This is a genomic window from Cytophaga sp., from assembly GCF_051961495.1.
GTDB lineage: Bacteria > Bacteroidota > Bacteroidia > Cytophagales > Cytophagaceae > Cytophaga.
In genome coordinates, this window is sequence record NZ_JBQCDF010000270.1 from 1 (window position 1) to 26,620 (window position 26,620).

Genomic DNA, 26,620 nt, shown 5'->3' on the forward strand with positions numbered 1-26,620 from the left:
CATCAAGATCACTTAATCCTAATTTTTTTAATGCTGTTATTTTTCTATTTAACTTTTCATCATGTGACAAGTTTGATACTCTTATAAATTTAAAAATTTGATAAAAATGTATTTGTTCATGTACCGATTCACTTTCAGAAAAATGATAACTTTCAATTAATTTTTCTGCTTCATTTAAGTCGAATAATGCAACAAATCCAGCCTTCTTTAACAGCCAATGTGATGATGCATTCCAATCATTTAATTTTTTTCTTAAATTTTTAAAATCAAGATTAAACGCACATTTAAGAATTTCTTCATATATAACTCTATCTTCAGAACCATCTAATGTTTTTTTTATTCTATTAAATGATGTTGTATCATTGCTTAAAACAGCATCTCTTAGAAAGAATAAATTGAGTTCCTTTTTTATATCTGAATTTTTAGATGCAAGTGCAGAAATATATTTAATGTCATCATTTTCCCAAACAAAACTTGGTATAACAAATAAATCTCTCATAGCAAGAATGCTCACTCTAATAAGTAATTCGCTATGTTCTTTATTTTTTTCTATTATATTTTTTGCAAAATTTATTAGCAAATGCTTATTCTGAGCATATAAATTATTAACAGCGGGAATTCTACTATGCTTTTTAAACATAGTTAATTCATTCATTTGACTTGCATAATCAGTAACTCTTATATTGTATGGATTAGTTATTTTTATTGATTCCCAAACTTTATCATACTTATTTAAATTAATTTTGTCAATTGTAAACTGTGGAGATGAAACATTGATTTCGAGAGATAAATAGTTGAAAAATGTTTCTAATATTTCTTTTTTACTTTCTCTATTTTCAACTTTAATGCTAGTCTGTTCTTCTAAAAAATTTATTACATTTTCATTTGCTATTGGCAATCGATAAACTTTGTAATTTCTATAAAAAAGTTTTTCGTCTTCATCAGGCTCTTTATTGTCTAAAGAAATAAGAAATATTTTGTATTGATTCTGGGGATCAATATTTCTTTTCCTTTCAAGAATATCCCTAACCCATTTTACCCATTCAATAAAGTTAGGATCAACTCCTGAAAAACCTATTAAGCAATATGACTCTTGAAGTAATGAAATCCTCATTAGCTGAGTAAAAGCTTCATGCTTTTGAGGGTATGTATGAAAATCTTCTTTTGAAATTATGTAATGTTTTCGCACATCTCCATCAAAGCCAAATGGATTTTCATCAGCTCTTAAAGTTCCATGGAGTTTTATGATGTTTTTATTTCTTTTTACACTTAATTCGCTGGAATCTGTTACTACAGAAATACAATCACCTAATGCCTTATTAAAATCTATTAAATCTCTTTCTTTTGAACTTATAATTTTTTTAACCTCACTAAGATCATATTCCAATTGCCGCCTATCTTTTCTAGTAGAGCTATTAAGATTCGAACCTCTTGGAATATCCATACCAGGTAATAATTCCTCTTTAGGATTTTGAATTGCATTTATGTCATCATTTATATCTCTTTGTATATTAATTGCTGTTTGCTCCAATTCTGAAATTTCATTTTGTAAATTTTGAATCTCATTATTAATGCTTTGCTCCGAATTTGTCTTATTAGCAAATTCTAACATTTCATCATAATTGGTAGTATAAATGTTATTCCAAGGTAATCGTATCAATGCTCTATGTTGACTTAACATGGCTGCAGTTAATTCTACCTTATTTTTTTTTTGATCAAGAATATTCGTTAAAAAGTATTTGTCATTCTCTTGAATAAGTCTTGGCGTTTTTTCTTCTATATAGGTTGTAATAGATTCTACAAATCCTTTTCGCTTTATATATTCTGAAGCTATTTCTAAAAAACCTAATTTCTTAATATAGTGATCTACTCTTTGATTAATATAATCGGATTTATTTTTTCTGTTCTTAGAGGGTAAACCAATGTAAGATTGTTCTATATCATCTTTAAAAAGGAAATAAGTTAAGTCAAATAATAATTGCCACCACGATGGAAAAATATCACTAATATTTTTACTAAAACCAGCACCAATCAAAACAGACATTTCCTGATTGCTTAACTTTTGTTTAAGAGCTTTTAATTGATTTATGTTTGAATCTGTCATTTTTGATCAACCTTTAAGTGAAATTAACACAATATCAATAATAATATTTTTTCGGTGAAAGTGTCCCGCAATTTTACTCTCACTCCTTTGAAAATCAAATGCATTCCCAATTTTATAAAACTTTATATAAAATTAAATATTTGATTTTCAAATATTTGCATAAAAAATAACCTGTCCTTTAATTATTTTTATTTTAAGGTCAGTTTTACATCACTTAAATACTATTTAAAGTAAAAGAATAGTTCATTTCCGGATATGAACTACTCAAACTCAATCTAATTTTAAAATTTAAATTCCTATAGTATGGAAATGCTAATTGCCTTCGTAATCGTACTGATAGTACTTATTCGAGTAGTTGAAAAACTTTAATCTAAACTTTAATTAAGCATGATAAGAGCACCCTAAGATAAGTTTGTATAATTTTTACAAACTCTTCAACCAGTCACGCACATCCTTATTATTTTCCCACTTGGATTCTTCCGTTGGATTAATATTTGTGTACGCTTTTTCTAGAGCTAACCGTTTATGTTTCGAATCTACTCTTGCATAAATTTCTGTAGTTATCACAGAGGAATGGCCAAGAATATCTCTAATATATACCAATTCTGCACCTGCCTGAAGCATGTGCATAGCTTTCGAATGTCGAAGTGAGTGGCAGCTGAATTTTTTATTAAATAACGATTCATTTTTAACGCGGGCCATTTTTATATATTTATCAAGGATGTGATTAACACCTTGACGAGTCAGTTTTTCTTTTCTGCTATTGAAAAAAACAGGATACATATTTACATGTGGTTCATTTAATTTATTTTCTTTTAAATAATTCTTAAGATGAATAATTTGTTCGGGTAACATTGGTATTGTTCTGGTTTTGTAACCTTTACCAGTAATATTGATTGTGGCTGGATCATTAAAATTAATCATAGATGGTGTAAGATCTATGATTTCCTGAACTCTTGCGCCTGTATCATATGCAAATGCTATCATAGTCAAATCTCGTCGACCTCTCGCGTTGGATAAATCTGGCTGTTCAAGTAACAATTTCATGCCTTCAATTGTTAAATAATTAATACTTTCTTTTTTCGCTTTTTTAAATGGTATAGAAAGTATTTTTTGGCATTCATGAAGATATTCCAAATTTTCATAGCTTAGATATTTATAAAATGAATGAATTGCCGCCAACCTACTATTTCTAGTCGAATTACTGCAACCTCTTTCAAGCTGTATCCAATCAAGAAATTCTACTATAGTTTCTTTTTTTATGTTTTCTAGAGTTAACTTTTCTACTTTTTTGTTCTTAATATTTTCGATAAATTGAAGAAGTAAAACAAAACAATCTCGATAAGCATTAACAGTATTTTTTCCTGCTCCTCTTTCATGTGGTAGATATCTTTTAAGAAAATCTGTTATATATTTCGAAAAATTAGTTGGCTTCTTCATAATCACTAAATTTTGGGAAAACATCGATACTTATTGAAGAAAGATCTTTCAATAGCTGAGGAAATTTATCTCTCGTAAGCCTTATATAATGGTTCGTAGCACTTAGCGATTGATGTCCAAGATAATTTGATATTATAGGATGAGATGCATAAAGATCTATTCCTTGTTCAGCCATTTGTGCAAAAGCTGAAACTGCAAAAGTATGTCTTAGATCATGTATTCGTGGCCCATTATTTTGGACATATGGAATTCCCACTTTACGAATAATTTTTTTAAAATTATCCCTAATTGACTGTGCTGAACATGTATGTCCATTAAGTTTTAGAAAAAAATTTCCCGACTTACTTTTAAATGGGGATTGATTGCGAAAACTTTTGTACTCAGACAAAACTGAGACCAAAGAATCAGATATAGGTATTATTCTAGCTTTACCACTTTTAGAATCCTTTATATGAATATGCTTCATTTCAAAATTAATATCTTCATTTTTCAATTCTACAGCTTCATTAATACGTATGCCTGTCGCATATAGCAGCCTTATAAATGCTGGTACACATGCTGAACTAGAAGAATGAGAAACTTGCTGTGGCAGTTCATTATCTAAAGCATTGAAAATATCCTCTATTTCACACTTTGTAAAAACATATGGTACAAAAGTTGATTTTACTTTGGGTTGTTTAGGGATATGTGATTCAATTCCAATATCATTTAGGTATTGAGAAAATGCTATCAAGACACTCACCCGTATACTTTGAGTTCGACTGCATTCACTTATTTTTCTTTTGCCCCATTTTTTTGTGAATTCTCTTGATAGTCCAGGTGATTTTTCTTTTCGCTCAATAGCAAATTTATCAATGGACATCAAAATGCGTTCAGCAAAAATATATTTATATCCAAGCGTCCTTTTATACTCTAGGAATTGCATTAGATTTTCTTTGTATATACTATGTAACTTAAATTTCATATTGAAAAACATTATAGTGCATGTAAAACTCTTTTTTTACTGGAGGGACATCCATAATACAAGCCTTCATTGAGTTAAGGCCTATTCTTAAATAGTAACGCGTTGATTCAGTATTACTATGCCCAAGCACTTCAGAGATAACGGGAAGTATAGTATGTTGCTCTAATAACCTTGATGCTAAACTATGTCTTAAGGCATGAGCACCACAATTTCTCCCTGCTATATTAATCCCCGACTTTTTCAAAGCCTTTTGAACAATATAAGTAACCATGTTACTATTTATAAATTGCCCATATGGTTTTTTTTCTTTTAAGAATACATAAGGCTCTTTTGATTTTGGCCGTCCAAATTTTATATAATCAATAATAGCATTGCCAACATCTGAAAATAGAGGTAATTCAATAGTCTTGCCCGTTTTAAATTGGTCAAGAACTATTTTATTTGTAACCCAGTCTAAATTTTCAAATTTTAAATTTCTAATGTCGGAAGCTCTCAATCCTAGTCTTGCAGCTATTAGTATCACCGCATAGTTGCGTTTCCCATAAGTTGATTGCCTTTCAACCGATGCTAGAAGCTTTTCAATTTCTTCTGCTGAATATGTAGATGGAATTTTAGGCTGTTTAACAACCTTATACTTTGGAATCCTTTTAGCAATATTGATTGAAATATTTTGTTGATTGTATAAATATTTTGTGAAGCTTCTAATAGACCATATCATAGCTTCATTGCTAGGTTTTGGTTTTAAACTTTTTAAAAAAATCAAAATAAAAGCTAAATCTAAATGTTGAACAGATTCCAATTTGTTTTGTTTACAATATTCTAAAAAGGTTAATAGATTCCGTTTGTGTTTATAAACTGTTGTTCTTGCTGGATATCTATCCGATTTATAAAATTCAATGAAAGACTGTATTTCTTCACCAATCGGTCCAGAAAAGTCAAAATTAATTACTCCCTTTACACGTAGGGTTTTATATTTAATTTGTCCAGATTCTTTAAATTCTAAAAGTTTTTTTATTGACCTATGATATTCTCTTTCCCTTCTAGAATATTCATGTAAGGGCTTTTTACCAAATTTATTTATGATGAATTCATCTTCTACTTTTTTATTGTAGATTTTAATTTGATTAAAGATCATATATCTTCTAATATTTCTCCACTGAACTGAATAACTAGTAATTGTAGTTGGTGAATAAGAATTCTCTAAAAGATGCTTACATGCCTTAGAAATTAATGTGTCCATTTTTTTTAGTTCATCCATTTTATATCTATAATTTTATCGATTTAATAGGTTTTGTTTTACATTATCTCTAATGCACTCATTTTAAGCTTGTAATAATTTTATATATTTGTAGAGTTAAACAATTTGTTTAACTTTGGATATAATTATATCCAAATGCAGTTCGAATGTTAATACTTTATATCTGAAATGCCAAAAAAATAGACTTAATTATTATTATGGATATAAATATTGCTAAAAAAATAAAGGCTATTAGGGAAGAATTAGGATATAGTCAAACTGACTTTTCCAAACACCTATCAATCCCCCAATCATATTTGAGTGCTATCGAAGCGGGCAAAAAAACACTAACTGTTAAATTTTGTTCTCAAATCCATGATCAGTTTAATGTTAATATGAATTGGTTATTATCTAATTCAGGAAATATGTTCGAATCTAAGGAGTCTGCTATTTCTGAAATGAAACTTGATTTGTCTAAAGAAACATCAGAAGAAAAGAAAGTAGATCTGACTCTAACATTATCCGTATCACAATTAAAGAGTCTAAATTTTATGTAAAGTATTTTTTTGCATTTATCTCATAATTAAAATTTTACTATTCAACTTTACATAAATTTTTACTTTGCATAAGAAATCTTATGTAAAGCTTTACATAACTTCTCTTCAAACTATACTTTGTATGGAGATCTTTCTGATCGTGTAATGAAAACCCTTGCTTCCATTGTACCAGACATAGAAGTATATTCCATTGATGAAGCTTTTCTGCATTTAAACGTTCCATACACTGATCTTGAAACCTTTGGTCATACCATCCGCAATACCGTGCGGCAGTATACAGGTATTCCGGTAGGCGTAGGTATTGCGCCAACAAAGACACTTGCGAAACTTGCCAATCGTCTTTCAAAAAAAACAGGTGGTGTACATGTTATCTATCCTGATACGATTGAAGAAAATTTAAAGAAATGTACGCTGGCAGATGTATGGGGCATAGGCAGGAGAAATGCGAAACGGTTGCAGGTAAATTTTATTGATACCATTGAACAGTTTTTAAACCAGCGGGAAGAATGGGTACGACAGAATTTTTCAGTAATAGGTTTGCGTATATATAAAGAACTAAAAGGGATTCCGTGCATCGACATGGAAGATGAACTTACAGAAAAGAAATCCATCTGTACGTCACGTTCTTTTGGAGAATTGCAAAATGCATTTGCCCCTATTCAGGAGGCGTTGTCTACACATGCAGCCAGCTGTGCGCAGAAATTGCGCAAACAGAAATGTGAGGCCGGGGGCATGTATGTGTCTTTATCCATGAGCCGTTTTACCACACAGGAAGGAGAGAAGTATTTCGGCACATACATCCGTTTCCCGGAACCAACAAATGATACCGCGACCTTAATTCAATATGCATCAAAAGGCTTGAAGCAAATATTTTCAGAAAATATTTATTACAAGAAATGTGGTATCACTGTTACCGAAATTGTTCCTCAGGAAAGGGTACAGCTTAGCTTGTTCGGAATGAAACAGAACTCCAAACAACTTGCGTTGAATCATGCAATAGATATACTTAACCAGAAATTAGGAAAAAATATATTGCGGCAGGCTGTGCAAGGGTCTGATAATAATACCTGGAAGCTGCGCTGCGACAATCTATCGCCTGCTTATACAACCAGGATCAATGAAGTGCTGGAGATCAATGTGGGATTTAAATAGATTTTTGGGCTTGTGCAGAAGACCTATGAAAAGTATTGTTGAAGATGTAACTGATATCTGTTTAACAGATATCAGTTACGCTCCTCCAGCACAATCTTCTGGTGGAAATGTTTGCTGTGATGAATATTATTCATCAGCTGGGTTAAATATTTTGACTCTACTTCGAACGTAGAATGCGTGCGGGATACAACGATGTTATGAATCGCTTCTTCTTTCACACCGGAATACTGCGTGAGAAATTTTAGCAGCAGTTCTGCATCCTGCTCATGGCGCGAGCCGACATTAATGGTTAACAGGACCGGATACGATTCCTGTTTGTGTAATACAACCTCAAGTTTCACAGGGCTGAACTTAACGCGCAGGGAATCTTCAAAATCATCCTTCTGATAAATTTCATCTTCCTGTAGCATACATACGGAACGCCCTGTATTACCCGCCCTGCCTGTGCGGCCGCTACGGTTTACAAACTGCGCCTCGTTATCGGGCAGATGGTAATGAATCACATAATTCAGATCCTGTACGTCGAGGCCGCGTGCGGCAACATCCGTAGCAATCAATACCTGTATACGTTTCGCTTTGAAGGCAGTCATAACTTTATTCCGCTCATACTGACTCAGATCTCCATAGATGGAATCTGCAATAACATCAAAGCCTGCGAGCTGCTGCCCCAGCAATTTTGCTGCTGCTTGTGTACGACAGAAAATAATACCCCGCTCTTTTGCATGCTTCAATAAATAAGCTTTCAGGTATTCCAGTTTATAGCCGTATTGGTAGGCGATGTATTGATGTTCGATATTGCGGTTGACCTGCTCCTGCGGTTTGATGCGGATCTCTTCAAAGGTCGTGCCCATATACTGTTGTGCCAGTTGTTTGATCGCGAAGGGCAGGGTAGAAGTAAAAAGCAATTTGCGCACATCGGGTTTGCAAATGCCCACGATCTTATCAATGTCTGGCTTGAAGCCCATGTTCAGCATTTCATCGGCTTCGTCAAGGATTAGAAATTTTAAATACGATAAGTCAACTACTTTCCTTGCCAGCAGGTCCAGCAAGCGCCCGGGTGTTGCTACCAGAATGTGCTTGGGTGTTTCCAGTTTTTTAATCTGCTCTTCAATTTTCTTCCCTCCGTATATAGCTTCAGTATGAATGCGTACAATATATCTTGAAAATACAAACAGGTCTTTTGCCACCTGTTGTCCGAGTTCGCGGGTGGGTACAAGTACCAGCACCTGTGTCTGCTGTAGTTTCGGATCTATGTGCTGTAAAACCGGTAAACCAAAAGCTGCCGTCTTGCCTGTACCCGTTTGAGCAACGGCAACAAGATTTTTATTTGAATTCAGAATAAATGGAATGGCTCTTTCCTGAATTTCAGAAGGAGTGGAAATATTGTTTTCGCTGAGTGATTGCAGTAAGGGGGCTTGTAAGCCTAGTTCAGAAAAGGTCATTAGCAGGGTAGATAGAAACAGAACTCGTATTTAACAGGAATAAAAAAGAGACCTGTTAAAGTCTCTTTTAAATATTTCAGAATTATTCGCTGGCGGGGTTAGCTGTTTTTCTGTAAACAAATGCCCCGCTGATATTGCGGCGTACAAACCTGCCCGGTACATCAGAGTTTAACAGTTTATTGTAAATATTGTTTGGAACATCAAAGTATTCGTACACACTTCCATCTGAATATTTTACTTCCAGCACGCGTGCTTTGTATTGATAGTCGATCAAACTTGCGTTTGTAATGGTATGCAGATATTCTTCTTTAAATGATTCAAGGGTTTCAGGAGCAATGCTGATCAGGAAATTATATGCTTCAATGAATTCTTTGCTTTTTTCTTCCGCTTCTAATTTGGCAGTTTCATTATCGTTAAACTTATCCGGATGCCACTCCTTCATTAAATTTCTATAGATGGTTTTTAACTCCTTTAGTTCTACGGTTTTATCTACGCCTAATAGTTTTCTATAATCGGCAACTTTTTTCATAATTCGGGGTATTTTGCAATTCTGATTTGAACAGTACAAATATAGCCATAAAGAATAAGGAAATGCCTTTGCAGGGTGTTATTGAATGGTGATTTTTTTGAAAACAATGGATAAATGTGCCCATAAAGCCTTTAAATCATGAAATAAAGAATAATACATGAGTTAAAAACGTAGCCTAAACAGATTAAAATATCAAACAAAAGGTTATCTTGTAGTATAACCAAATTTGCTATGAAACCAGAAACAATCCGAGTTATTTCCAGACTGATTATGTCTTTGGCGGCCATTTACAATCTTTTTTGGGGTATTCTAATTGCGATATACCCCAAAGTAATTCTGTTTGATGAAAGTGATTCTATTTTTGTGATTATTGTATTGCAGTGCGTAGGTATGCTGGTGGGGGTATATGGTTTTGCCTATTATTTTGCATCGCGGAATCCGGCAAGGTACTGGCCGATCATATTGGTTGGTTTGCTGGGCAAAATACTTGGTCCGATCGGGTCATTGCATTATATTTTTAACAACCAGTTAGATCCTAAGTTTTTCTGGGTGAATGTATTCAACGACTTGATCTGGATTATTCCGTTCAGCTGGATTCTGTATCATGTATACAAACGGAATTTAGTGTTTGATGAAGACGATGAGGATGATGAATAGTGGTTCGTATTACGAAAAATGATAAAAACATCAACAACGCTTTTTGCAGTTGCTCCTTTAGTCCTGCTTGTAATTGCTAAAATAATACCTGGTGAATTTTCGCATGAACCGCTTTATTGGCTGGCGTATATTGCAGAAGCTGTTTTAGTACTACATTTAATTGCGGAAAGTAAAAAAACGTATTGGCTTTATTCAGTTACACTGATTCTGGTATTAATAGGAAGCATCGGTGCTTTAGTTAAGATTATGCACTTGCCCTTGGTTGGACCCATGCTGATATGTGGTATCTTGAGTACAATGATGATGGTCTGTTTGTTTTTATATAATTCGAAACAGGCAACACACTACGGACAATTTATTTTAAGTCTGTTTTTATTTTTTCAACTAGGAATGCTTGCTTATAAAGGTATCTTTCACGACAGCTATGATTTTCCCTATTTTTATTATTTACATTATCCCTTGGTGGCGGTGTGTAGTATCCTTCTATTTAAAAAGAAGTATGTGAACCTAGGCGATCGGAATTTGATTCTGTATTTACTGGTTCATAGTTCATTTGTGATTCTTGATAAGATGCTTTAAATAGCAGGCGCCGCAATGTAAATTTGCGGCGCTGCTCTCTCTCACACACCCTCCAGTAAAGCGTTTAGCTCATCTGTACTGTCGGGTTTATCTTCCATTTCGGTTACATTAATATCAAGATGCACGGTTTTTTCAGTAGTTGCCGCAGGTAATGTATTGATCCGCGCATAACACAACCGGCCTTTGTCACTTACAAACACCAGTATGTTATCTGAGTCGGGGTTTAAGGTTACTTCTTTCTGGTAGGTCCATACAGAATTTATTTTTTTATCAATCAGGAATGTGGTTGCTGGTGTATGTAGTTCATTTGTAGACTTTGTTCTGAACCGTGGTGTGATGTTCACTTTCTTTTCCAGCAGGTACAAACGATCGCAATTCCAGATGCCCAGTTTGTTGATTGCAAAACTTCTGTATATCTCATCTTCTTTTCTTTGCTTCTTAATTTTGCGCGTAATCTTTTCAATTTTTACTTCATTTGCCGGGCGTTGTTCATATAGCGACAAATAAATTTCATCGTTGATGTCGCAAAAATCACTTTTGCTGGCAATACTCATATAAGCTCTGAATTTTACATGCTTGAATTCAAAACTCATTAAATATTTATTCAGCGGTGTTTCCCGTTCGAGAATCTCTGCGTATATCAGTTGGTCTGATTCGAATGCGGCCTGCAGCTTATTATTGTCTGCGCTTGAAGTACCTGTCCATACGGCTTCTTTATAGAAAGCCAGTTCCGGATATTTGTTTGTAATGATTGGAAAGGTAAAAAATACATCGTCGTACAAACATTTTGGTTTAACTAAGATGACCGTTTTGCCATCAATCATTCTTTTCACAGCATCCGTTGCCGCCCACTCAATGGTCATTCCCTGTGATTTATCTAATGCTGCAGTTCCGGATGTTGAAATTTTTTCAGCCGGATTTTCCTCTTCAGTGCGCTCTTCACTAACTACCGGCAGCTTATCCATGGTTTGTTTCCATTCATTGGTAACCGGATCAAAATAATACAGGTTGAAATCAGTATCCTTATTTTTTGAAGGCACCTGTAAGCCTATTTCTTTTCCTTGTGCCAGCTGCAGTGGTTTACCTTTTGCGGATGCTTCAATGTTGAACATACCGGCGCTTTCCATTTGTACCAAACCACTGGCTGTTTTGTATTGCATGGGTATTTTTGAAATCAGTATATCAGCGGTTGTATGATATTCTGAGACTTTGATTTTTATATTGCTGGTGGGTTTTTCTCCTGAAGCTGTTACAAAAGCATTCGCAGGGATAGAAAGTTTGATTCCTTTTTTCGAAACCAGACTCTGCTGTTTCGCTGGATTTATGGTGAATGTTTTTGTTTGTCCTTCAATACTGTTCAGCACAGAATCTTCAAATATTTTTTTTGTCATCATAAAATCTGCAGATGAAGTTCTGGCCTTCACTTGTTTATTATTATTGCAGGAAGTGATACCTATAGTCAGTGCGATAAACATCAGCAAAAATAAATGTCTGTAAATCATGGTCAGAGTCGATTGATGTATTACTATAATGTTATCTTTTAAAAAAGATACAGGTGGTCAGGATATTTTTTGATATCAGTAAGCCTTCGGGTACCATACCTAATATTAAGTATTTGTTAACTACAGAAAGCACTTGCTAACAGTTATATAATCTCTTCATAATTTCTTCAGAATCTTGGGTACGTACTTTTGTGTCAAACAAAAACAAATAATTGTTATGAAGAAAGGTTTACAAAGCATGCTTGTTTGCTTTGGCTTCCTGCTGGGTACTCAGGTAGAGGTTACCGCACAGGTTGTCAAACTGCAGGATTATGTGAATAAGAACTCAGCACTCATTGGAACATTTCAGAATATTGATTTCCATGAAGCAGGGTTTTCGGGTCTTTACCCGATAGCTGGTACAAATGGAACAGAATTCTGGACAGTATCTGACAGAGGGGTAAATGTTGATGCAGCGAATGCAAACCTCGCTGCCTGTCGCCCGACATATGATAAGATATACGGGTTTCAAAATTACGCTCCTAAAATACATCGTATCCGTGTACATGGAGATTCCATTCAAATTCTGCAAACTATTACCATGAAACGTCCGAATGGCACGGCTGCTACAGGTTTGCTGAATCCTACAGGTTTTGGTAGTACAGCAACTGAAGAAGTTTCTACAGATACCGTATTGACTTGTACAAACTTTGCTTCTAAGATTGCTCCTAAGGATGTGTGGGGTATAGATTCAGAAGGTATTGTTGTAGACAAGCAAGGTAATTTCTGGATCTGTGAAGAAGGTGGTCCTACCATCTGGAAGCTGAACCAGAATGGTGTTGTATTGAAACGCTTTACTCCTTATGGAAATTTAGCTGGTATTGAACCACAGGATATCGCTATTGATACTGTATTTAAGTACCGTAAGAATAACAGAGGTTTTGAAAATATTGCGATTACTCCAGGCGGAAAAATTTATGCAATGATTCAAAGTCCGTTATTGTATCCATCAAAATCAGTTGGAGAAGCAACACAGGTGCACAGAATGCTGGAAATTGATCCGGCTACCAATGCCACAAAAGTGTTTGTGTATTTAAACGATGGTATTATCGGATCAGGTGGTGATCAGATTCGTTTGCGTGACTGGAAATTGAGTGACATGGCTGCAATCAGCGATTCCACTTTTTTAATTATTGAAGCTGCCTTAAGAGGTGCTACAGATATTAAAAAAATCTATAAGATCAATATTAAAGATGCTACCCCTGTTACATCAGCATTATATAACGGTTCAACAGTAGAAGGTTTGGTTAACCTGGCAGGTTTAACTGCAAATGGTATTGTACCGGTTAAAAAGACACTTTTCGTAGATATGTTCTCCATAGGCTGGGATCATGCGTTGGAAAAAGCAGAAGGGCTTGCAATCATCAATGACAGTACAATCGCGATCTGCAATGATAACGATTATGGCCAGGCTTCTCCTTTAGAAAATGGAATTGCCACAGCGACCGGTATTCAATCACATCTGATTACCTATAGATTAAAAGGTGCGAACAAACTGAATAACTATACAGCTTCTATACCATTGTTCGCGCAGGGTAAAACAGGTTTAAGCACTGCTACAACTCCATACCTTGTACCATCGCAGCCAGGCGTTGAGTTCACTTCAATATTAAGTGTTAAAGATGATGTGAACGGTTATAAAATGGTTGGTATTCCGGATGGCCTTGGTGCATTCGATAACGGCAACGGAACGTTCACCTTATTAATGAACCACGAATTAGGCGATACAAAAGGCGTGGCGCGTGCGCACGGTGCAATCGGAGCCTTTGTTTCAAAGTGGGTAATCAATAAATCAGATCTATCTGTTGTAAGCGGTGGAGATTTGATGCAGACTGTCAACTTGTGGAACGGAACAGGTTATACAGCATATAACGCAGCGAATCCACAGCCAGCACCATTCAACAGGTTCTGCTCAGCGGACCTGCCTGCAGTAACTGCATTCTACAATGCCTCTACAGGTTTAGGTACGCAGCAAAGAATCTTCATGGACGGAGAAGAAGGTAACCTTGGCCGTGCGATGGCTCACATCGTAACAGGTCCGGCAGCAGGTACATCTTATGAATTACCTGCATTAGGTAAGTTTGCATGGGAGAACTCGGTAGCGAGCCCAACAGCAAGCGACAAAACAATCGTTGCAGGTATGGATGATGGTAACGGTGGACAGGTATATTTCTACATCGGTACAAAAACAAATACCGGTACAGACATTGAAAAAGCTGGTTTAACAAACGGTAAATTATTCGGTGTTAAGGTATCAAACAATTATGTATTGGAAAGCCTGGTGCTTCCTATGGCAGGTTCAACATTCTCTCTATTTGATTTAGGAAATGCAACGAACCTGTCATTGGCTGATCTTGAAACAAACAGCAAGAACAGTGGTGTAACAACCTTCTTACGTCCTGAAGACGGTGCATGGGATCCGAAGAGCCCGAACGATTTTTACTTTGCAACAACAAACGCGTTCAACTCACCAAGCCGTTTGTGGCGGTTAAGCTTTACAGATATCGCTGCACCAGAACTGGGTGGTACAATTACACCGGTATTGAATGGTACAGAAGGTCAGCAGATGCTTGACAACATTACCATCGATAACTATGGTCACGTATTACTTGTTGAAGATGTTGGCGGTAATGCACATGTTGGTCGCGTGTTCCAATATACAATTGCGACAGATCAGCTGAAAGAAATTGCAAGACATGACAGCAGCCGATTTGTAACAGGAGTACCAAATTTCTTAACGATTGATGAAGAAGCATCAGGTATCCTTGATGTAGAAAGTATCTTAGGGAAAGGTATGTTCTTAACAGTTGTTCAGGCACACTATGCAATTGCAGGCGAATTTGTAGAAGGCGGTCAGTTGCTGGCATTCACAAACCCGGATACAAAAAATGCTATACCTGTAATTACAGGTATAGAGCCTGGCGAAACTTCTTCAGCATCAATCAATATCTATCCGAATCCTACAGATCGAATTGCAACAATCGCAATTACTTCAGAAACACCAGAGCAGGTTTCCGTTCAGGTATATGATATCCAGGGAAGACAAGTACTTGGCTCAATCACTGAAGCATTCGATGCCGGGCTGCATACCATTTCTTTAAACACTTCTTCATTGAAAGAAGGAACGTATATGGTGAAGGTTTCAACAGAATTAAAGTCAACGGTTATACGATTGGTAATTGTTCATTAACATTTTTTCATACTGGTTCCAGACGGGTTACGTGTAATTACGTAACCCGTTTATTCGTTTAATTGAGTTCAATAAATAGCATGAAAAAAGTTCTGTTTGGAATTGTTTTAGCAGGTACGGTGTTTGTAACAATTTCATTTATATTCAATACAGGGTCAGATGCCTATATATCTGCCTATACGAGTAAAATAGCAGTCTTCAGGCAAAAGCAAATAAATCTGTTGAAGCTGATTGAGGACAGTGACCTCAGCTCTGAAAATGATCTTGAAAAAATCAGGGAAGGAATAAATCAAACCCGTGTTCAGTTAAAAGGCAATGATTTCTGGCTTCGTTACCTGGAGCCTGTTTCCTATAAAAAAATAAATGGTCCGCTTCCGGTTGAATGGGAAACCGAAGTATTTGAAAAGTTCGAAGCACCATATAAGCGTGAAGGCACAGGACTTACACTTGCTTATACGTATTTGGATGAAGATGAAATTGAAAAAGAAGAATTGGTTCGTTTGATACAATCTTCCATTACAGGTACAGAAGCATATTCGGCAGATTCGATTACAAGTCAATTGAATTCTTTTCATCATTTTTATTTATGCAACAGACTTTATCTGTTGAATCTTGCCAGCATTTACACAACCGGCTTTGAATGTCCGGATACCTCGCGCGTTATTCCGGAACTGCTGAGCATGATGAAAGATGTCAGAGCAATCTATAGGGCATACAATACAAGTTACCCGGCTATGGCCTTATCGAAGGAGTATCTTGAATTGTATGATCAGGCGACGGCTTTTGTATTTACACAACCCAGCAATCTTGTAGCGTTTGATCACTTTATCTTTATTCAGCAATACATCAACCCGTTGTATAAATTGAATCAAAAACTTATTCTTGAATATAACGTTTCGAGCAAAAGTTTTGTAGACTATTCCTTAAATAAAAATGCCACATCTATTTTTGATAAGAATTTATATTCCGGGCAAAATACAAAAGGCATTTTCTTACGGGTAACCGATTCAACGGTATTGGCGGATATAAATGATTTAGGTAAACTGCTATTTTATGATCCCTTGCTTTCAGGAAATAATCAGCGCAGTTGTGCTTCCTGTCACATGCCAACGCAGTACTTTACAGACACAGTCAACCAAACCGGCTTGCAGTTCAATCGTAAAGATCGGCTACTGAGAAATACTCCGTCGTTATTGAATGTAAAATACAATCATTTGTTGATGCTTGACGGTGCACATATAAGCATGCAGAATCAGGCAAAGAGTGTAATTTTCAATCCGACAGAAATGGGCGCTTTAGAAAAAGAAACATTGCAAAAAATACTGAGTTGTAAAGAATACAAAGACCGGCTTACAAATCTGTTGCCTTATACGCCACAGGAAAAAGTAATCACCATTGATCACATTACATCTGCGCTTACGGTTTATTATACAAAGTTCAGTAACTATTACGCACCGTTTGACGAAGCCATGCTTTCAAATAAGAACGTTGATGTAAACGTGCAGGCAGGATTTAATTTATTTATGAGTAAAGCACAATGTGCTACATGTCATTTTGTGCCGCAATTCAATGGTGTTAAACCACCGTATGTAAATTCAGAATTTGAAGTAATAGGCGTGCCATCGGATCCTTCTTTTCAAGAACTAAGCAGTGATAAGGGCAGGGCGGTTGTTCATGCTTCTGAAGAAATGCAGCATGCATTCAGAACAGGCTCTCTGCGGAATGCTGAATATACCAAACCATACATGCACAATGGTATTTTGAAAAGCTTAACCGAGGTGGTGGAGTTCTATAACAATGGTGGCGGCGCGGGCCGCGGACTGGACGTGCCAAACCAGACACTCTCATCTGACTCTTTACATCTAACTCCTGAAGAGATTGGCAAAGTGGTTGTGTTTATGAAATCACTGAATGAAAAAATTATGTTTGAAAAACCGCCGGTTGCTTTACCGGTATCTAAAGATAAAATGCTGAACCAACGCAAAGTTGGCGGCGAATATTAACTGATTTCACTTACTGGATTTATGTATTTACGTTTGTTTATTATTCTGTTTTGTATTGCTTTTATTATTGATGCATGTACTGCACAAAAAAAGATCACCTATGAATTCCCCGATGCGATGTCTGAGCCGGTTCAGGCCGAATATACTAGACTGTGTGAGAAAGGGCGGGTTTTATATGAAATCAATTGTGCTTCCTGCCATACAAAAAAAGTAAAAGGAAAAATGGTTATACCGGAATTTACACAGGAGCAGTTAGGCGCTTATTCTATACGGATTGCCAATGCGACACATGAAGAAAATGTTTCTGAAGCGCGCGTATCCGCAGAAGAACTCACATTGATTACGTATTTTCTTACGTACAGCAAAAAGAGCAAAAAGTAAGATGAATAAAATTCATCAAAGGATATAAATAAAAAAGTCCTCTGTTATCAGAGGACTTTTTTATTTATTGTTAAAGAGATAATTATTTTTTATCTCCGTCTACTTCTTCAAACTCAACGTCTGTTACGCTATCTGAAGGGCCAGACTGACCTGCGCCTGCTCCCGGCTGACCAGCACCTTGTTCAGCGCTGTACATTTCCTGGGAAGCTGCCTGCCATGCTGTATTGATTGCAGCCATCGCTACATCAATTGCAGAGATGTCTTTTGCTTCAAATGCTTTTTTCAAGTCTGCTAAAGCACCTTCGATTGCAGATTTGTTACCAGCAGAAAGTTTGTCGCCAAACTCTTTCAATTGTTTTTCTGTCTGGAAGATCATAGAGTCAGCCTGATTGATTTTTTCAATCTTCTCTTTCTCTTCTCTGTCTCTGCCTTCGTTTGCTTTCGCTTCGTTTTTCATACGCTCGATTTCATCAGCAGATAAACCTGAAGATGCTTCGATACGGATTTTTTGTTCTTTACCAGTTCCTTTATCTTTTGCAGATACGTTCAGGATACCGTTTGCATCAATATCAAACGTTACTTCAACTTGCGGCACACCACGTGGTGCAGGAGGAATATCTCCTAAGTGGAAGCGACCGATAGATCTGTTGTCTTTTGCTAATGCGCGCTCACCTTGTAATACATGGATCTCAACAGAAGGCTGGTTATCTGATGCAGTAGAGAATACTTCAGATTTTTTAGAAGGAATAGTAGTATTCGCTTCAATCAATTTCGTGAACACACCACCCATTGTTTCGATACCAAGAGATAGAGGAATAACATCTAACAATAAGACATCTTTCACTTCACCTGTTAATACACCACCCTGGATTGCTGCACCTAACGCTACTACTTCATCCGGGTTAACACCTTTAGAAGGTTTTTTACCGAAGAATTTTTCAACTTCATCCTGGATTCTAGGAATACGTGTAGAACCACCTACAAGGATTACTTCATCGATCTGGCCAATTGATAAACCAGCATCTTTCAATGCCTGTTTACAAGGCTCAAGTGTACGTCTGATCAAGCTATCTGCAAGCTGTTCGAATTTTGCTCTTGTTAATGTTTTAACCAAGTGCTTAGGCATACCATTTACCGGCATGATGTAAGGAAGGTTGATCTCTGTAGAAGCAGAGCTTGATAATTCAATCTTCGCTTTTTCTGCAGCTTCTTTCAAACGTTGCAAAGCCATTGGATCCTGACGAAGATCTAAACCTTCTTCAGCTTTGAATTCACCTGCTAACCAGTCGATGATCACTTCATCAAAGTTATCACCACCCAAGTGTACATCACCGTTGGTAGATTTTACTTCAAATACACCGTCGCCTAATTCAAGTACTGATACGTCAAACGTACCACCACCTAAATCGAATACAGCAACTGTCATGTCTTTGCCTTTTTTGTCCATACCGTATGCTAACGCAGCAGCAGTAGGCTCATTGATGATACGCTTCACTTCTAAGCCGGCAATCTGACCTGCCTCTTTCGTAGCCTGGCGCTCTGCATCGTTAAAGTATGCAGGTACGGTAATAACCGCTTCTTTTACTTCATGGCCTAAGTATTCTTCTGCAGTAGACTTCATTTTCTGAAGGATCATTGCAGAAATTTCCTGAGGTGTATATTGTCTGTCGCCAATACGAACTCTTGGAGTATCGTTGCTACCTGATTCAATTTTGTATGTTACGCGATCAGCTTCTCCTTTTGATTCGCTGAATTTCTTACCCATGAAACGTTTGATCGAGCTGATCGTGTTCACCGGGTTTGTGATAGCCTGACGTTTAGCAGGATCACCCACTTTACGCTCACCGTTCTCAAGAAACGCTACAATTGAAGGCGTTGTTCTTTTACCTTCGCTATTAGGAATTACAACTGCCTCGCTGCCTTCCATTACTGCAACGCATGAGTTTGTTGTTCCTAAATCGATACCGATAATTTTTCCCATATCTATTTTTATTCTTGTGTTTACTTTTTAATCGTTTATATCCCTCAATGGCAATAGCTGTGCCAAGGCAGAATTATGACATTTTTATGACATATTGGCATTAATAGTGCGTTTTTTGACAGAAAAGGAGCTTTTTAGGAAAAAAGACGTATTAAAAAGCACTTCTTTTTGAATTCGGAAGCAAAGAAATACATAAATCAGAAGAAATAAAATGATATAAAAGATATGGACAGAAATCATCCGCCCATATAAATTAAAGATGTTTTTTACTGAATGCTTTCCAGAAATAGTTTCTTCGTTTCCGGCAGTTTGAATTTGCCTCCGTAGAAAGAAGTATGTGTTAAACTATTTGTGTCTTTAATGCCTCTTGAGGCAACACATAAATGCCTTGCTTCAATATATACGGCAACATTTTCTGTCAGTAAAATTTCCTGCAGGCAGCGGCCAAGTTCCATGGTAAGATTTTCCTGTACCTGCGGTTTACTCGCAAAAAACTGCACCAGTCTGTTTAATTTCGAAAGCCCTACAATCTTTTCGTTTGGAAGATAAGCAATATGCACCTTACCAATGATGGGCACAAAGTGGTGTTCGCAATAACTATATAAGGTAATATCTTTTTCAACCAGCATTTCCTCATAGTTAAGCACATTGTCGAATAATGTGATGGAAGGAAAATGCTGCGGATTGAGTCCGTTGAAAATTTCTTTTACATACATCCGGGCTACCCGGTCAGGCGTGCCTTTCAGGCTTTCTTTTTCTAAATCAAGACCCAACGTTTCCATAATTTTTGAAAAGTAAAAACGAATCTTTTCAATCTTTTCTATTTCTGCTTTATCTGTTTTGCTCGCAGCAAACACGGCAGAAATTACTTCTTCATCGTAATTCATTTTCAATACGGTTTGGTAATTAGTTTTTATCGGCCGTGATCTCTGTAAGCTTTCCCAATGTGAAGGCCGTAATTGCCATGACCAGGTCTCTTACAGCTACATCTGCATGGTGCCAGCTCGCCAGTAAACTTAATGCAATTAATACCAGCCAGGCCGATACAATATATGCGCCCAGGCGGGTCTGGAAAAGTACAATGATCCCGGCAGTAATTTCAATTACACCTACGGCCATCATAAAAGCAGAGGCACTTAATGGCAGCATGTCTGCTATGGCAGGAGATAAATATCCGCTCCAGTCGGTCAGTATATTGGTAAACTTGTCAAGACCGGCAACGATCGGTACAACAACAAATACAATTTTCAGAATTTGCCGGATTTTTTTTACTTCAGTGAAATTTTGAGTGTTCATAATGGTAAAGGTTAATTTGTAACATATTTTCAGGTTAGATACATCCGTAGAAAAAAGGTTACAAGGTGTTTTGTAACTTTATCCGGTTCTCTGCATCTAAATAAGAAAGCTCAAAAAAGAAATTTCAGATTTGTACTAAAAGAACAATATTATGGGAGTACCGAAACTACATGAATCAGGTATTAAAAAATTAGCCGATCAGGAGGTTGTGAAGCGGGTAATGGCGGGAGAAAAGGAGTTATTTGAAATTTTGATGCGCCGTCATAACCAGAAATTATACAGAATCATAAGAGGTTACATCATACAGGAAGAAGAAGTATTGGATGTGATGCAGGAAACTTACCTGAAGGCGTTTTATAAACTGGATGGCTTCAGGCTGGATGCGGAATTTTCTACCTGGTTGATCCGCATAGGTATAAATGAAGCTTTGCAATGGCTTAGAAAAAATAAAAGAATCATTCATATGGAAGATGCAAAAATCAGTCAGTTACACGAGAGCCAGCGTGCAGGCATCGATCATGCAAGCCCGGAATCGCGCTTGATCAATAATGAATTGAATCTTTTGCTTACTAAAAGTATTGACCGTATTCCTGAAACGTACCGGGTTGTTTTTATTATGTCGGAAGTGGAACAGATGTCGCAGGCGGAAATAGCAACTGCATTGGATATTTCTGTCAGCAATGTAAAGGTGCGTTTACACCGTGCGAAAAAATTAATTAAGGAAGAACTGTTCAGTCATTCAAATGCTGCTTCGGTGCTGGAGTTTGGCAGTCGTCGTTGCGACCAGCTGGTAGATGATGTAATGAAAATGATTTTGTAAAAATTTGTTTTATGTTTTAAGAATTGTTGTCGGCAATTCTTAAAACATAAAACGTAATACTCAAACTTATAAAGACGATAATCCGAAAATATACATTCTCAGATCTTTGATCACTTTGTTATCGATCTCACTCCATTCAACACCGATATTATCTTTAGGGCTTAACAAGACAATTTTGCCGTCTTTTTTAGCCGCAACGGCATCAAACTTTTTTGAATAAAAATTAATCAGCTCGGTTTTTAAAGCCTGCAGACTGCTGTCATTCTTAGGATAAGCATATACTTCAATGGAAGCCAGCTGGAGTTTATCGAAATGGTAAATAATATCCGCCTGTTCTGTTGCTTCAAGGGGAACAGTGTAAGTAATGCTGCCTGCGTCTTCCTCGATCTTCTGTAACGATGGTTCTGTTATACTTGCTGTACTCGCACCAAGACGTTTGCCTCTGAACAGGGCAGTATCCGTCTCCATCAGCAATTTGAATTTGTTTGAATACCCGTACAGCGGATCCGGAATGCTATCCGTACCGGAAGTATCAGTTAAAACCATGTTTGAGTTTTCGGAGGCATTGTCACAGGAAAAAAAAGCCGGTGCCAGGCAAACGAGAAAGAGAACGCGTATCAGGTGTTTCATTTATTTTACTTCTTTTATAGCTAATTGTCCGCAGGCAGCATCAATGTCCTTGCCGCGGCTTCTTCTAATATTAACAATAATTCCTTTGTCAGTCAATACTTTTTTGAATTGTTCCAGTTTGTCTACCGAAGTGTTTATGAAGTCGGCCTCCTGAATCGGGTTGTATTCAATGATGTTGATTTTGCACGGAATGTTTTTTGCAAACGCGTACAATTCTTTTGCATCCTGCACCGAATCATTCACGCCGTCAAATACAATGTATTCAAAGGTAATAGCAGAGCCGGTCATTTTATAAAAATGCAGCAAGGCTTCTTTCAATACATTCAGGTTGTTTGTTTCATTGATCGGCATGATGGTATTACGCTTTTCATCATTAGCCGCGTGTAAGGATAATGCCAGTCTGAATTTTACTTTATCATCCCCAAGCTTGGTAATCATTTTGGCAATGCCCGCAGTAGAAAGCGTAATACGTTTGGATGCAATATGCAAACCATCTTCAGCGGTAACTTTATCTATTCCCTTTAAAACATTTGCATAGTTCAGCAGTGGCTCACCCATACCCATTAATACAATGTTGGTAAGAGGAGTCTGGTAATGTTCTTCAGCTGCTTCTTTAATCAGTACAACCTGGTCATAAATTTCATACGGCTCAAGATTGCGTTTGCGGTCCATGTAACCTGTTGCGCAGAACTTACACGTAAGCGAGCAGCCCACCTGCGAAGAGATACAAGCGGTCATGCGGTCGTCGGCCGGTATCAATACGCCTTCCACCAGATAACCATCATGCAGTTTGAAACCGAATTTTATGGTGCCGTCGTTGCTTACCTGTTTTTGTGAGATGGTAACGGGATTGATCGTGAAATTATTTTCTAATAACGTACGTGTTTCTTTTGAAAGATTGCTCATGTTTTCAAAAGAGCGGGCAGAGCGTTTCCATAGCCATTCATATACCTGTTTGGCACGAAATGCTTTTTCACCCGAGGCTACAAAAAAATCCTTAAGCTCCTCAGCACTAAGGCTGCGGATACACTTTTTTTTGATTTCTGTTGTTGAAGTCTGCATACTGCAAAGGTACAACATTCAGCCGACTAAAATGGATTTATGTAATGAGATTGGTTTTAATGCATGTTATAAAATGAATGAAATATTGTCATTCTGAGGCTGAATTTTTATATTTAAATAAGCACTTTTGACAGGTAAAGTACTTGAATTTCTGCTTAATAAAGACAATTTGGCTTATTTTACCACGTAGAGAGTATTTGGTTCATACTTTGAAAAACAGCTAACCGGAGGAAAAAAATATGAATATCAATAATTATACGATCAAAGGGCAGGAGGCATTTCAGAAAGCTATGGAAATTGCTGCTGCCAACGAACAGCAGTCCATTGAATCTGTTCACTTGCTGAAAGGAATCATTGTTGCAGATGAGAATGTTGTTCCTTTCTTATTCAAAAAAAATAATATCAATCCTGCAACATTCAACCAGGCATTGGATGCTGTTATTAAAACCTACGGAAAAGTTTCCGGAGGCAACCCGTATTTATCGAACGACGCTACACAGGTATTGAACAAAGCCACAGCTTTGGCTAAAGAATTCGGCGACGATTATATCTCGATCGAACACATGCTGCTGGCATTGGTTTCAGGGAAAGATAAAGCTGCAACTTTATTAAAAGATGCAGGACTTACGGAAAAAGGCTTGCGCGCTGCGATTCAGGAGTTGCGTGGTTCCAGCAAAGTGACCGACCAGCATGCGGAAGGAAAGTACCGTTCGCTTGAAAAATATTCCAAGAACTTAAATGATCTGGCGCGTTCAGGTAAGATCGACCCGGTGATTGGCCGTGATGAAGAGATCCGCAGGGTATTGCAGATCCTGTCGAGGAGAAGCAAGAACAACCCGATCCTGTTGGGTGAGCCGGGTGTAGGTAAGACAGCAATTGCGGAAGGCCTTGCACAGCGTATTGTTTCAGGTGACGTGCCTGAAAATCTGAAAACCAAACAACTCGTTTCTTTGGACATGGGTTTACTGGTTGCCGGCGCGAAATATAAAGGTGAGTTTGAAGAGCGTTTAAAATCAGTGATCAAAGAAGTAACCGATTCAGACGGTGAAATTATTCTGTTCATTGACGAGATCCATACATTGATTGGAGCAGGCGGCGGCGAAGGAGCGATGGATGCGGCAAACCTGTTAAAGCCGGCGCTTGCTCGTGGTGAGCTACATGCAATTGGTGCAACCACATTGAAAGAATACCAAAAATATATTGAAAAGGATAAAGCACTGGAACGTCGTTTTCAGGCAGTGGTTGTAGATGAGCCCAGTGCGCAGGATGCAATTTCCATTCTTCGCGGGATCAAGGAAAAGTATGAAGTACACCATGGGATCCGGATCCAGGATGACGCGATCATTGCAGCTGTTGAATTATCTCAGCGCTACATCAGCGATCGTTTTCTGCCCGATAAGGCCATCGACTTAATGGATGAAGCCTCTGCGAAACTCCGCATCGAGCTGGATTCCATGCCGCAGGAGCTGGACGAAATTCTTCGCCGCATCATGCAGCTGGAGATTGAACGTGAAGCGATCCGCAGGGAAAATAATAAAGAGAAAGAAACCATCCTTTCTCGCGAGCTTGCAGAATTGAATGAGCAGAAGAGCCAGATCATGGCTAAGTGGCAGGAAGAAAAACGTGTGATCGATGGCTTGAAGCAGGCGAAAGAAGACATTGACCGCTTCAAGATGGAAGCAGAGCAGGCTGAGCGTAACGGCGATTATGGTAAGGTTGCAGAGATCCGTTATGTAAAAATTCAGGAATCGGAAAAGCAGTTGGCTGAATTTAATAAACAATTGCAGGAGCTGAAAAAGACACTGGGTTCTTCGATGCTGAAAGAAGAAGTGACACCTGAAGATATTGCAGAGGTTGTAGCAAAATGGACCGGTATACCGGTTTCAAAAATGCTGCAGAGTGAGCGTGAAAAATTACTGCACCTGGAAGAGGAGCTGGGTAAACGTGTAGCCGGACAAGCAGAAGCAATTGCAGCAATCTCCGATGCAGTCCGCAGAAGCAGAGCAGGCCTGCAGGATCCGAAGCGTCCGATCGGTTCTTTCATCTTCCTCGGCACAACCGGGGTTGGTAAAACCGAACTGGCAAAAGCATTGGCTGAATATTTATTCAACGATGACAATGCGATGGTACGGATTGATATGTCTGAATACCAGGAACGCCATGCGGTAAGCCGTCTGGTAGGTGCGCCTCCGGGCTATGTGGGGTATGATGAAGGCGGACAATTAACCGAAGCTGTGCGTCGTAAACCATATTCCGTAATCCTGCTGGATGAAATTGAAAAAGCACATCCGGATGTATTCAATGTGTTGCTGCAGGTATTGGACGATGGACGATTGACGGATAACAAAGGCCGTGTAGCAAACTTTAAGAATTCGATCATCATTATGACTTCCAATATGGGCGCGCATGTGATCCAGGAGAATTTTGAAAAGATGACTCCGATAAACGAAGAAGAAATAATCGAATCTACGAAAACAGAAGTGATGGACTTATTGCGTAAAACCATTCGTCCGGAGTTTTTGAATCGTGTCGATGAAGTGATCATGTTCAAACCATTATCGAGAAAAGAGATCCGTAAGATTGTTGCGATACAGTTTGGTTTGATCCAGAAACGTCTTGAAGAGAACGGAATCAAAATTGAGGCAAGTCCGGAAGTATTGGACAAACTGGGTGAGCTTGGATTTGATCCTCAGTTTGGAGCACGTCCGTTGAAGCGTGTGATGCAGCGTTTGATCCTGAATGAATTGTCGAAAGAAATTCTTTCCGGTAATATTCAAAAAGAAAGTGTTGTAGGCATAACGCTTGACGACGATGGTAATCTGCAGTTTCTGAATTTAGATAAAGTTGAGATTTAAAAAAGGTAGATGGATAGAGAGCCGCGGCCGGGAAACTAGCCGCGGCTTTTTTGTTTTAAGGCATGACTATTTTATACATAAACTCTCCAAGGGGTTTAACCCCTTGGAGAGTTTTCTATTAACGGCAACTTTAAATAATTCCCTGCCGTTGTTGGTGTTCCCGCCGGCTATACTATTTTTATAATGAGCAGAAAACAATG

At 37.6% G+C, this 26,620-nt stretch carries 21 protein-coding genes; 9 read left to right on the plus strand and 12 right to left on the minus strand.

Features of this window, described 5'->3' with window-relative positions; translation table 11 throughout:
• The 4 genes from ACTHJT_RS15055 to ACTHJT_RS15070 form a co-directional block, all read right to left on the minus strand.
• Positions 1 to 2,104, minus strand: a 2,104-nt coding sequence (locus tag ACTHJT_RS15055) for an SIR2 family protein (protein WP_440239669.1), incomplete at its 3' end; no start/stop codon positions are given.
• A 423-nt stretch (positions 2,105 to 2,527) separates the two neighbouring features.
• Positions 2,528 to 3,544 carry a site-specific integrase gene (locus ACTHJT_RS15060; protein WP_440239671.1) on the minus strand — a complete coding sequence of 339 codons (1,017 nt, stop codon included), beginning with the start codon at positions 3,542 to 3,544 and terminating at the stop codon, positions 2,528 to 2,530.
• Entirely contained in the window at positions 3,528 to 4,508 is a 981-nt protein-coding gene (locus ACTHJT_RS15065; RefSeq protein ID WP_440239673.1) for a tyrosine-type recombinase/integrase, read from the minus strand. The genes ACTHJT_RS15060 and ACTHJT_RS15065 overlap by 17 nt, the downstream gene beginning before the upstream one ends.
• Positions 4,498 to 5,766, minus strand: a complete 1,269-nt coding sequence (locus ACTHJT_RS15070; protein ID WP_440239675.1) for a site-specific integrase — start codon at positions 5,764 to 5,766, stop codon at positions 4,498 to 4,500. Before ACTHJT_RS15070 ends, ACTHJT_RS15065 begins: the two co-directional genes overlap by 11 nt.
• Positions 5,767 to 5,963: 197 nt before the next feature.
• On the opposite strand from ACTHJT_RS15070, the gene ACTHJT_RS15075 reads away from it, so the two are divergent.
• Both ACTHJT_RS15075 and ACTHJT_RS15080 read left to right on the plus strand, forming a co-directional pair.
• Positions 5,964 to 6,302 carry a helix-turn-helix domain-containing protein gene (locus ACTHJT_RS15075; RefSeq protein ID WP_440239677.1) on the plus strand — a complete coding sequence of 113 codons (339 nt, stop codon included), beginning with the start codon at positions 5,964 to 5,966 and terminating at the stop codon, positions 6,300 to 6,302.
• Between the two features lie 75 nt (positions 6,303 to 6,377).
• Positions 6,378 to 7,454, plus strand: coding sequence for a Y-family DNA polymerase (locus tag ACTHJT_RS15080; protein ID WP_440239709.1), 1,077 nt, complete (start codon positions 6,378 to 6,380; stop codon positions 7,452 to 7,454).
• A 71-nt stretch (positions 7,455 to 7,525) separates the two neighbouring features.
• Here ACTHJT_RS15080 and ACTHJT_RS15085 read toward each other — a convergent pair whose 3' ends face one another.
• The gene (locus ACTHJT_RS15085; protein ID WP_440239679.1) at positions 7,526 to 8,896 is read right to left on the minus strand and encodes a DEAD/DEAH box helicase; all 1,371 of its coding nucleotides are present in this window, start codon (positions 8,894 to 8,896) and stop codon (positions 7,526 to 7,528) included.
• Between the two features lie 82 nt (positions 8,897 to 8,978).
• Positions 8,979 to 9,425 carry a KTSC domain-containing protein gene (locus ACTHJT_RS15090; RefSeq protein ID WP_440239681.1) on the minus strand — a complete coding sequence of 149 codons (447 nt, stop codon included), beginning with the start codon at positions 9,423 to 9,425 and terminating at the stop codon, positions 8,979 to 8,981.
• Between the two features lie 231 nt (positions 9,426 to 9,656).
• Here ACTHJT_RS15090 and ACTHJT_RS15095 point away from each other — a divergent pair, with 231 nt between their 5' ends.
• Together ACTHJT_RS15095 and ACTHJT_RS15100 are read left to right on the plus strand one after the other, a co-directional pair.
• On the plus strand, positions 9,657 to 10,082 hold the full coding sequence (locus ACTHJT_RS15095; protein ID WP_440239683.1) for a hypothetical protein: 426 nt from the start codon (positions 9,657 to 9,659) through the stop codon (positions 10,080 to 10,082).
• Positions 10,083 to 10,100: 18 nt separating this feature from the next.
• Positions 10,101 to 10,661, plus strand: a complete 561-nt coding sequence (locus ACTHJT_RS15100; protein ID WP_440239685.1) for a hypothetical protein — start codon at positions 10,101 to 10,103, stop codon at positions 10,659 to 10,661.
• Between the two features lie 41 nt (positions 10,662 to 10,702).
• Here the strand turns inward: ACTHJT_RS15100 and ACTHJT_RS15105 are convergent, their stop codons facing one another.
• On the minus strand, positions 10,703 to 12,163 hold the full coding sequence (locus ACTHJT_RS15105; protein WP_440239687.1) for a hypothetical protein: 1,461 nt from the start codon (positions 12,161 to 12,163) through the stop codon (positions 10,703 to 10,705).
• A 217-nt stretch (positions 12,164 to 12,380) separates the two neighbouring features.
• Here ACTHJT_RS15105 and ACTHJT_RS15110 point away from each other — a divergent pair, with 217 nt between their 5' ends.
• The 3 genes from ACTHJT_RS15110 (at position 12,381) to ACTHJT_RS15120 (ending at position 17,776) form a co-directional block, all read left to right on the plus strand.
• On the plus strand, positions 12,381 to 15,392 hold the full coding sequence (locus ACTHJT_RS15110; RefSeq protein ID WP_440239689.1) for an esterase-like activity of phytase family protein: 3,012 nt from the start codon (positions 12,381 to 12,383) through the stop codon (positions 15,390 to 15,392).
• Positions 15,393 to 15,472: 80 nt separating this feature from the next.
• Positions 15,473 to 17,395, plus strand: coding sequence for a cytochrome-c peroxidase (locus ACTHJT_RS15115; RefSeq protein WP_440239691.1), 1,923 nt, complete (start codon positions 15,473 to 15,475; stop codon positions 17,393 to 17,395).
• Positions 17,396 to 17,416: 21 nt separating this feature from the next.
• Positions 17,417 to 17,776, plus strand: a complete 360-nt coding sequence (locus tag ACTHJT_RS15120) for a c-type cytochrome (RefSeq protein ID WP_440239693.1) — start codon at positions 17,417 to 17,419, stop codon at positions 17,774 to 17,776.
• Between the two features lie 82 nt (positions 17,777 to 17,858).
• Here ACTHJT_RS15120 and dnaK read toward each other — a convergent pair whose 3' ends face one another.
• The 3 genes from dnaK to ACTHJT_RS15135 all read right to left on the minus strand — a co-directional run bounded on the left by dnaK (position 17,859) and on the right by ACTHJT_RS15135 (position 21,053).
• Positions 17,859 to 19,757: a molecular chaperone DnaK gene (gene dnaK, locus ACTHJT_RS15125; RefSeq protein ID WP_440239695.1), complete on the minus strand. Its 1,899-nt coding sequence runs from the start codon at positions 19,755 to 19,757 to the stop codon at positions 17,859 to 17,861.
• Between the two features lie 266 nt (positions 19,758 to 20,023).
• Positions 20,024 to 20,644 carry a GTP cyclohydrolase I FolE gene (folE, locus tag ACTHJT_RS15130; RefSeq protein WP_440239697.1) on the minus strand — a complete coding sequence of 207 codons (621 nt, stop codon included), beginning with the start codon at positions 20,642 to 20,644 and terminating at the stop codon, positions 20,024 to 20,026.
• A gap of 19 nt (positions 20,645 to 20,663) precedes the next feature.
• Complete coding sequence (locus ACTHJT_RS15135) at positions 20,664 to 21,053, minus strand: hypothetical protein (protein WP_440239699.1); 390 nt, start codon at positions 21,051 to 21,053, stop codon at positions 20,664 to 20,666.
• Between the two features lie 151 nt (positions 21,054 to 21,204).
• On the opposite strand from ACTHJT_RS15135, the gene ACTHJT_RS15140 reads away from it, so the two are divergent.
• The gene (locus ACTHJT_RS15140; protein ID WP_440239701.1) at positions 21,205 to 21,873 is read left to right on the plus strand and encodes an RNA polymerase sigma factor; all 669 of its coding nucleotides are present in this window, start codon (positions 21,205 to 21,207) and stop codon (positions 21,871 to 21,873) included.
• A 66-nt stretch (positions 21,874 to 21,939) separates the two neighbouring features.
• Here ACTHJT_RS15140 and ACTHJT_RS15145 read toward each other — a convergent pair whose 3' ends face one another.
• Both ACTHJT_RS15145 and rlmN read right to left on the minus strand, forming a co-directional pair.
• Positions 21,940 to 22,503, minus strand: a complete 564-nt coding sequence (locus tag ACTHJT_RS15145; RefSeq protein ID WP_440239703.1) for a hypothetical protein — start codon at positions 22,501 to 22,503, stop codon at positions 21,940 to 21,942.
• Positions 22,504 to 23,565 carry a 23S rRNA (adenine(2503)-C(2))-methyltransferase RlmN gene (rlmN, locus tag ACTHJT_RS15150; protein ID WP_440239705.1) on the minus strand — a complete coding sequence of 354 codons (1,062 nt, stop codon included), beginning with the start codon at positions 23,563 to 23,565 and terminating at the stop codon, positions 22,504 to 22,506.
• Positions 23,566 to 23,804: 239 nt separating this feature from the next.
• On the opposite strand from rlmN, the gene clpB reads away from it, so the two are divergent.
• Positions 23,805 to 26,420, plus strand: coding sequence for an ATP-dependent chaperone ClpB (clpB, locus tag ACTHJT_RS15155; RefSeq protein ID WP_440239707.1), 2,616 nt, complete (start codon positions 23,805 to 23,807; stop codon positions 26,418 to 26,420).
• Positions 26,421 to 26,620: the final 200 nt, after the last annotated feature.

Coding starts and splice junctions, on each gene's coding strand:
- ACTHJT_RS15060 (WP_440239671.1), bottom strand. CDS start 3,544: ATGAAGAAGCCAACTAATTTTTCGAAATATATAACAGATTTTCTTAAA.
- dnaK (WP_440239695.1), bottom strand. CDS start 19,757: ATGGGAAAAATTATCGGTATCGATTTAGGAACAACAAACTCATGCGTT.
- ACTHJT_RS15075 (WP_440239677.1), top strand. CDS start 5,964: ATGGATATAAATATTGCTAAAAAAATAAAGGCTATTAGGGAAGAATTA.
- ACTHJT_RS15090 (WP_440239681.1), bottom strand. CDS start 9,425: ATGAAAAAAGTTGCCGATTATAGAAAACTATTAGGCGTAGATAAAACC.
- ACTHJT_RS15105 (WP_440239687.1), bottom strand. CDS start 12,163: ATGATTTACAGACATTTATTTTTGCTGATGTTTATCGCACTGACTATA.
- ACTHJT_RS15140 (WP_440239701.1), top strand. CDS start 21,205: ATGGGAGTACCGAAACTACATGAATCAGGTATTAAAAAATTAGCCGAT.
- ACTHJT_RS15065 (WP_440239673.1), bottom strand. CDS start 4,508: ATGAAATTTAAGTTACATAGTATATACAAAGAAAATCTAATGCAATTC.
- ACTHJT_RS15120 (WP_440239693.1), top strand. CDS start 17,417: ATGTATTTACGTTTGTTTATTATTCTGTTTTGTATTGCTTTTATTATT.
- clpB (WP_440239707.1), top strand. CDS start 23,805: ATGAATATCAATAATTATACGATCAAAGGGCAGGAGGCATTTCAGAAA.
- ACTHJT_RS15115 (WP_440239691.1), top strand. CDS start 15,473: ATGAAAAAAGTTCTGTTTGGAATTGTTTTAGCAGGTACGGTGTTTGTA.
- ACTHJT_RS15070 (WP_440239675.1), bottom strand. CDS start 5,766: ATGGATGAACTAAAAAAAATGGACACATTAATTTCTAAGGCATGTAAG.
- folE (WP_440239697.1), bottom strand. CDS start 20,644: ATGAATTACGATGAAGAAGTAATTTCTGCCGTGTTTGCTGCGAGCAAA.
- ACTHJT_RS15095 (WP_440239683.1), top strand. CDS start 9,657: ATGAAACCAGAAACAATCCGAGTTATTTCCAGACTGATTATGTCTTTG.
- ACTHJT_RS15085 (WP_440239679.1), bottom strand. CDS start 8,896: ATGACCTTTTCTGAACTAGGCTTACAAGCCCCCTTACTGCAATCACTC.
- ACTHJT_RS15145 (WP_440239703.1), bottom strand. CDS start 22,503: ATGAAACACCTGATACGCGTTCTCTTTCTCGTTTGCCTGGCACCGGCT.
- ACTHJT_RS15135 (WP_440239699.1), bottom strand. CDS start 21,053: ATGAACACTCAAAATTTCACTGAAGTAAAAAAAATCCGGCAAATTCTG.
- ACTHJT_RS15110 (WP_440239689.1), top strand. CDS start 12,381: ATGAAGAAAGGTTTACAAAGCATGCTTGTTTGCTTTGGCTTCCTGCTG.
- rlmN (WP_440239705.1), bottom strand. CDS start 23,565: ATGCAGACTTCAACAACAGAAATCAAAAAAAAGTGTATCCGCAGCCTT.
- ACTHJT_RS15100 (WP_440239685.1), top strand. CDS start 10,101: ATGATAAAAACATCAACAACGCTTTTTGCAGTTGCTCCTTTAGTCCTG.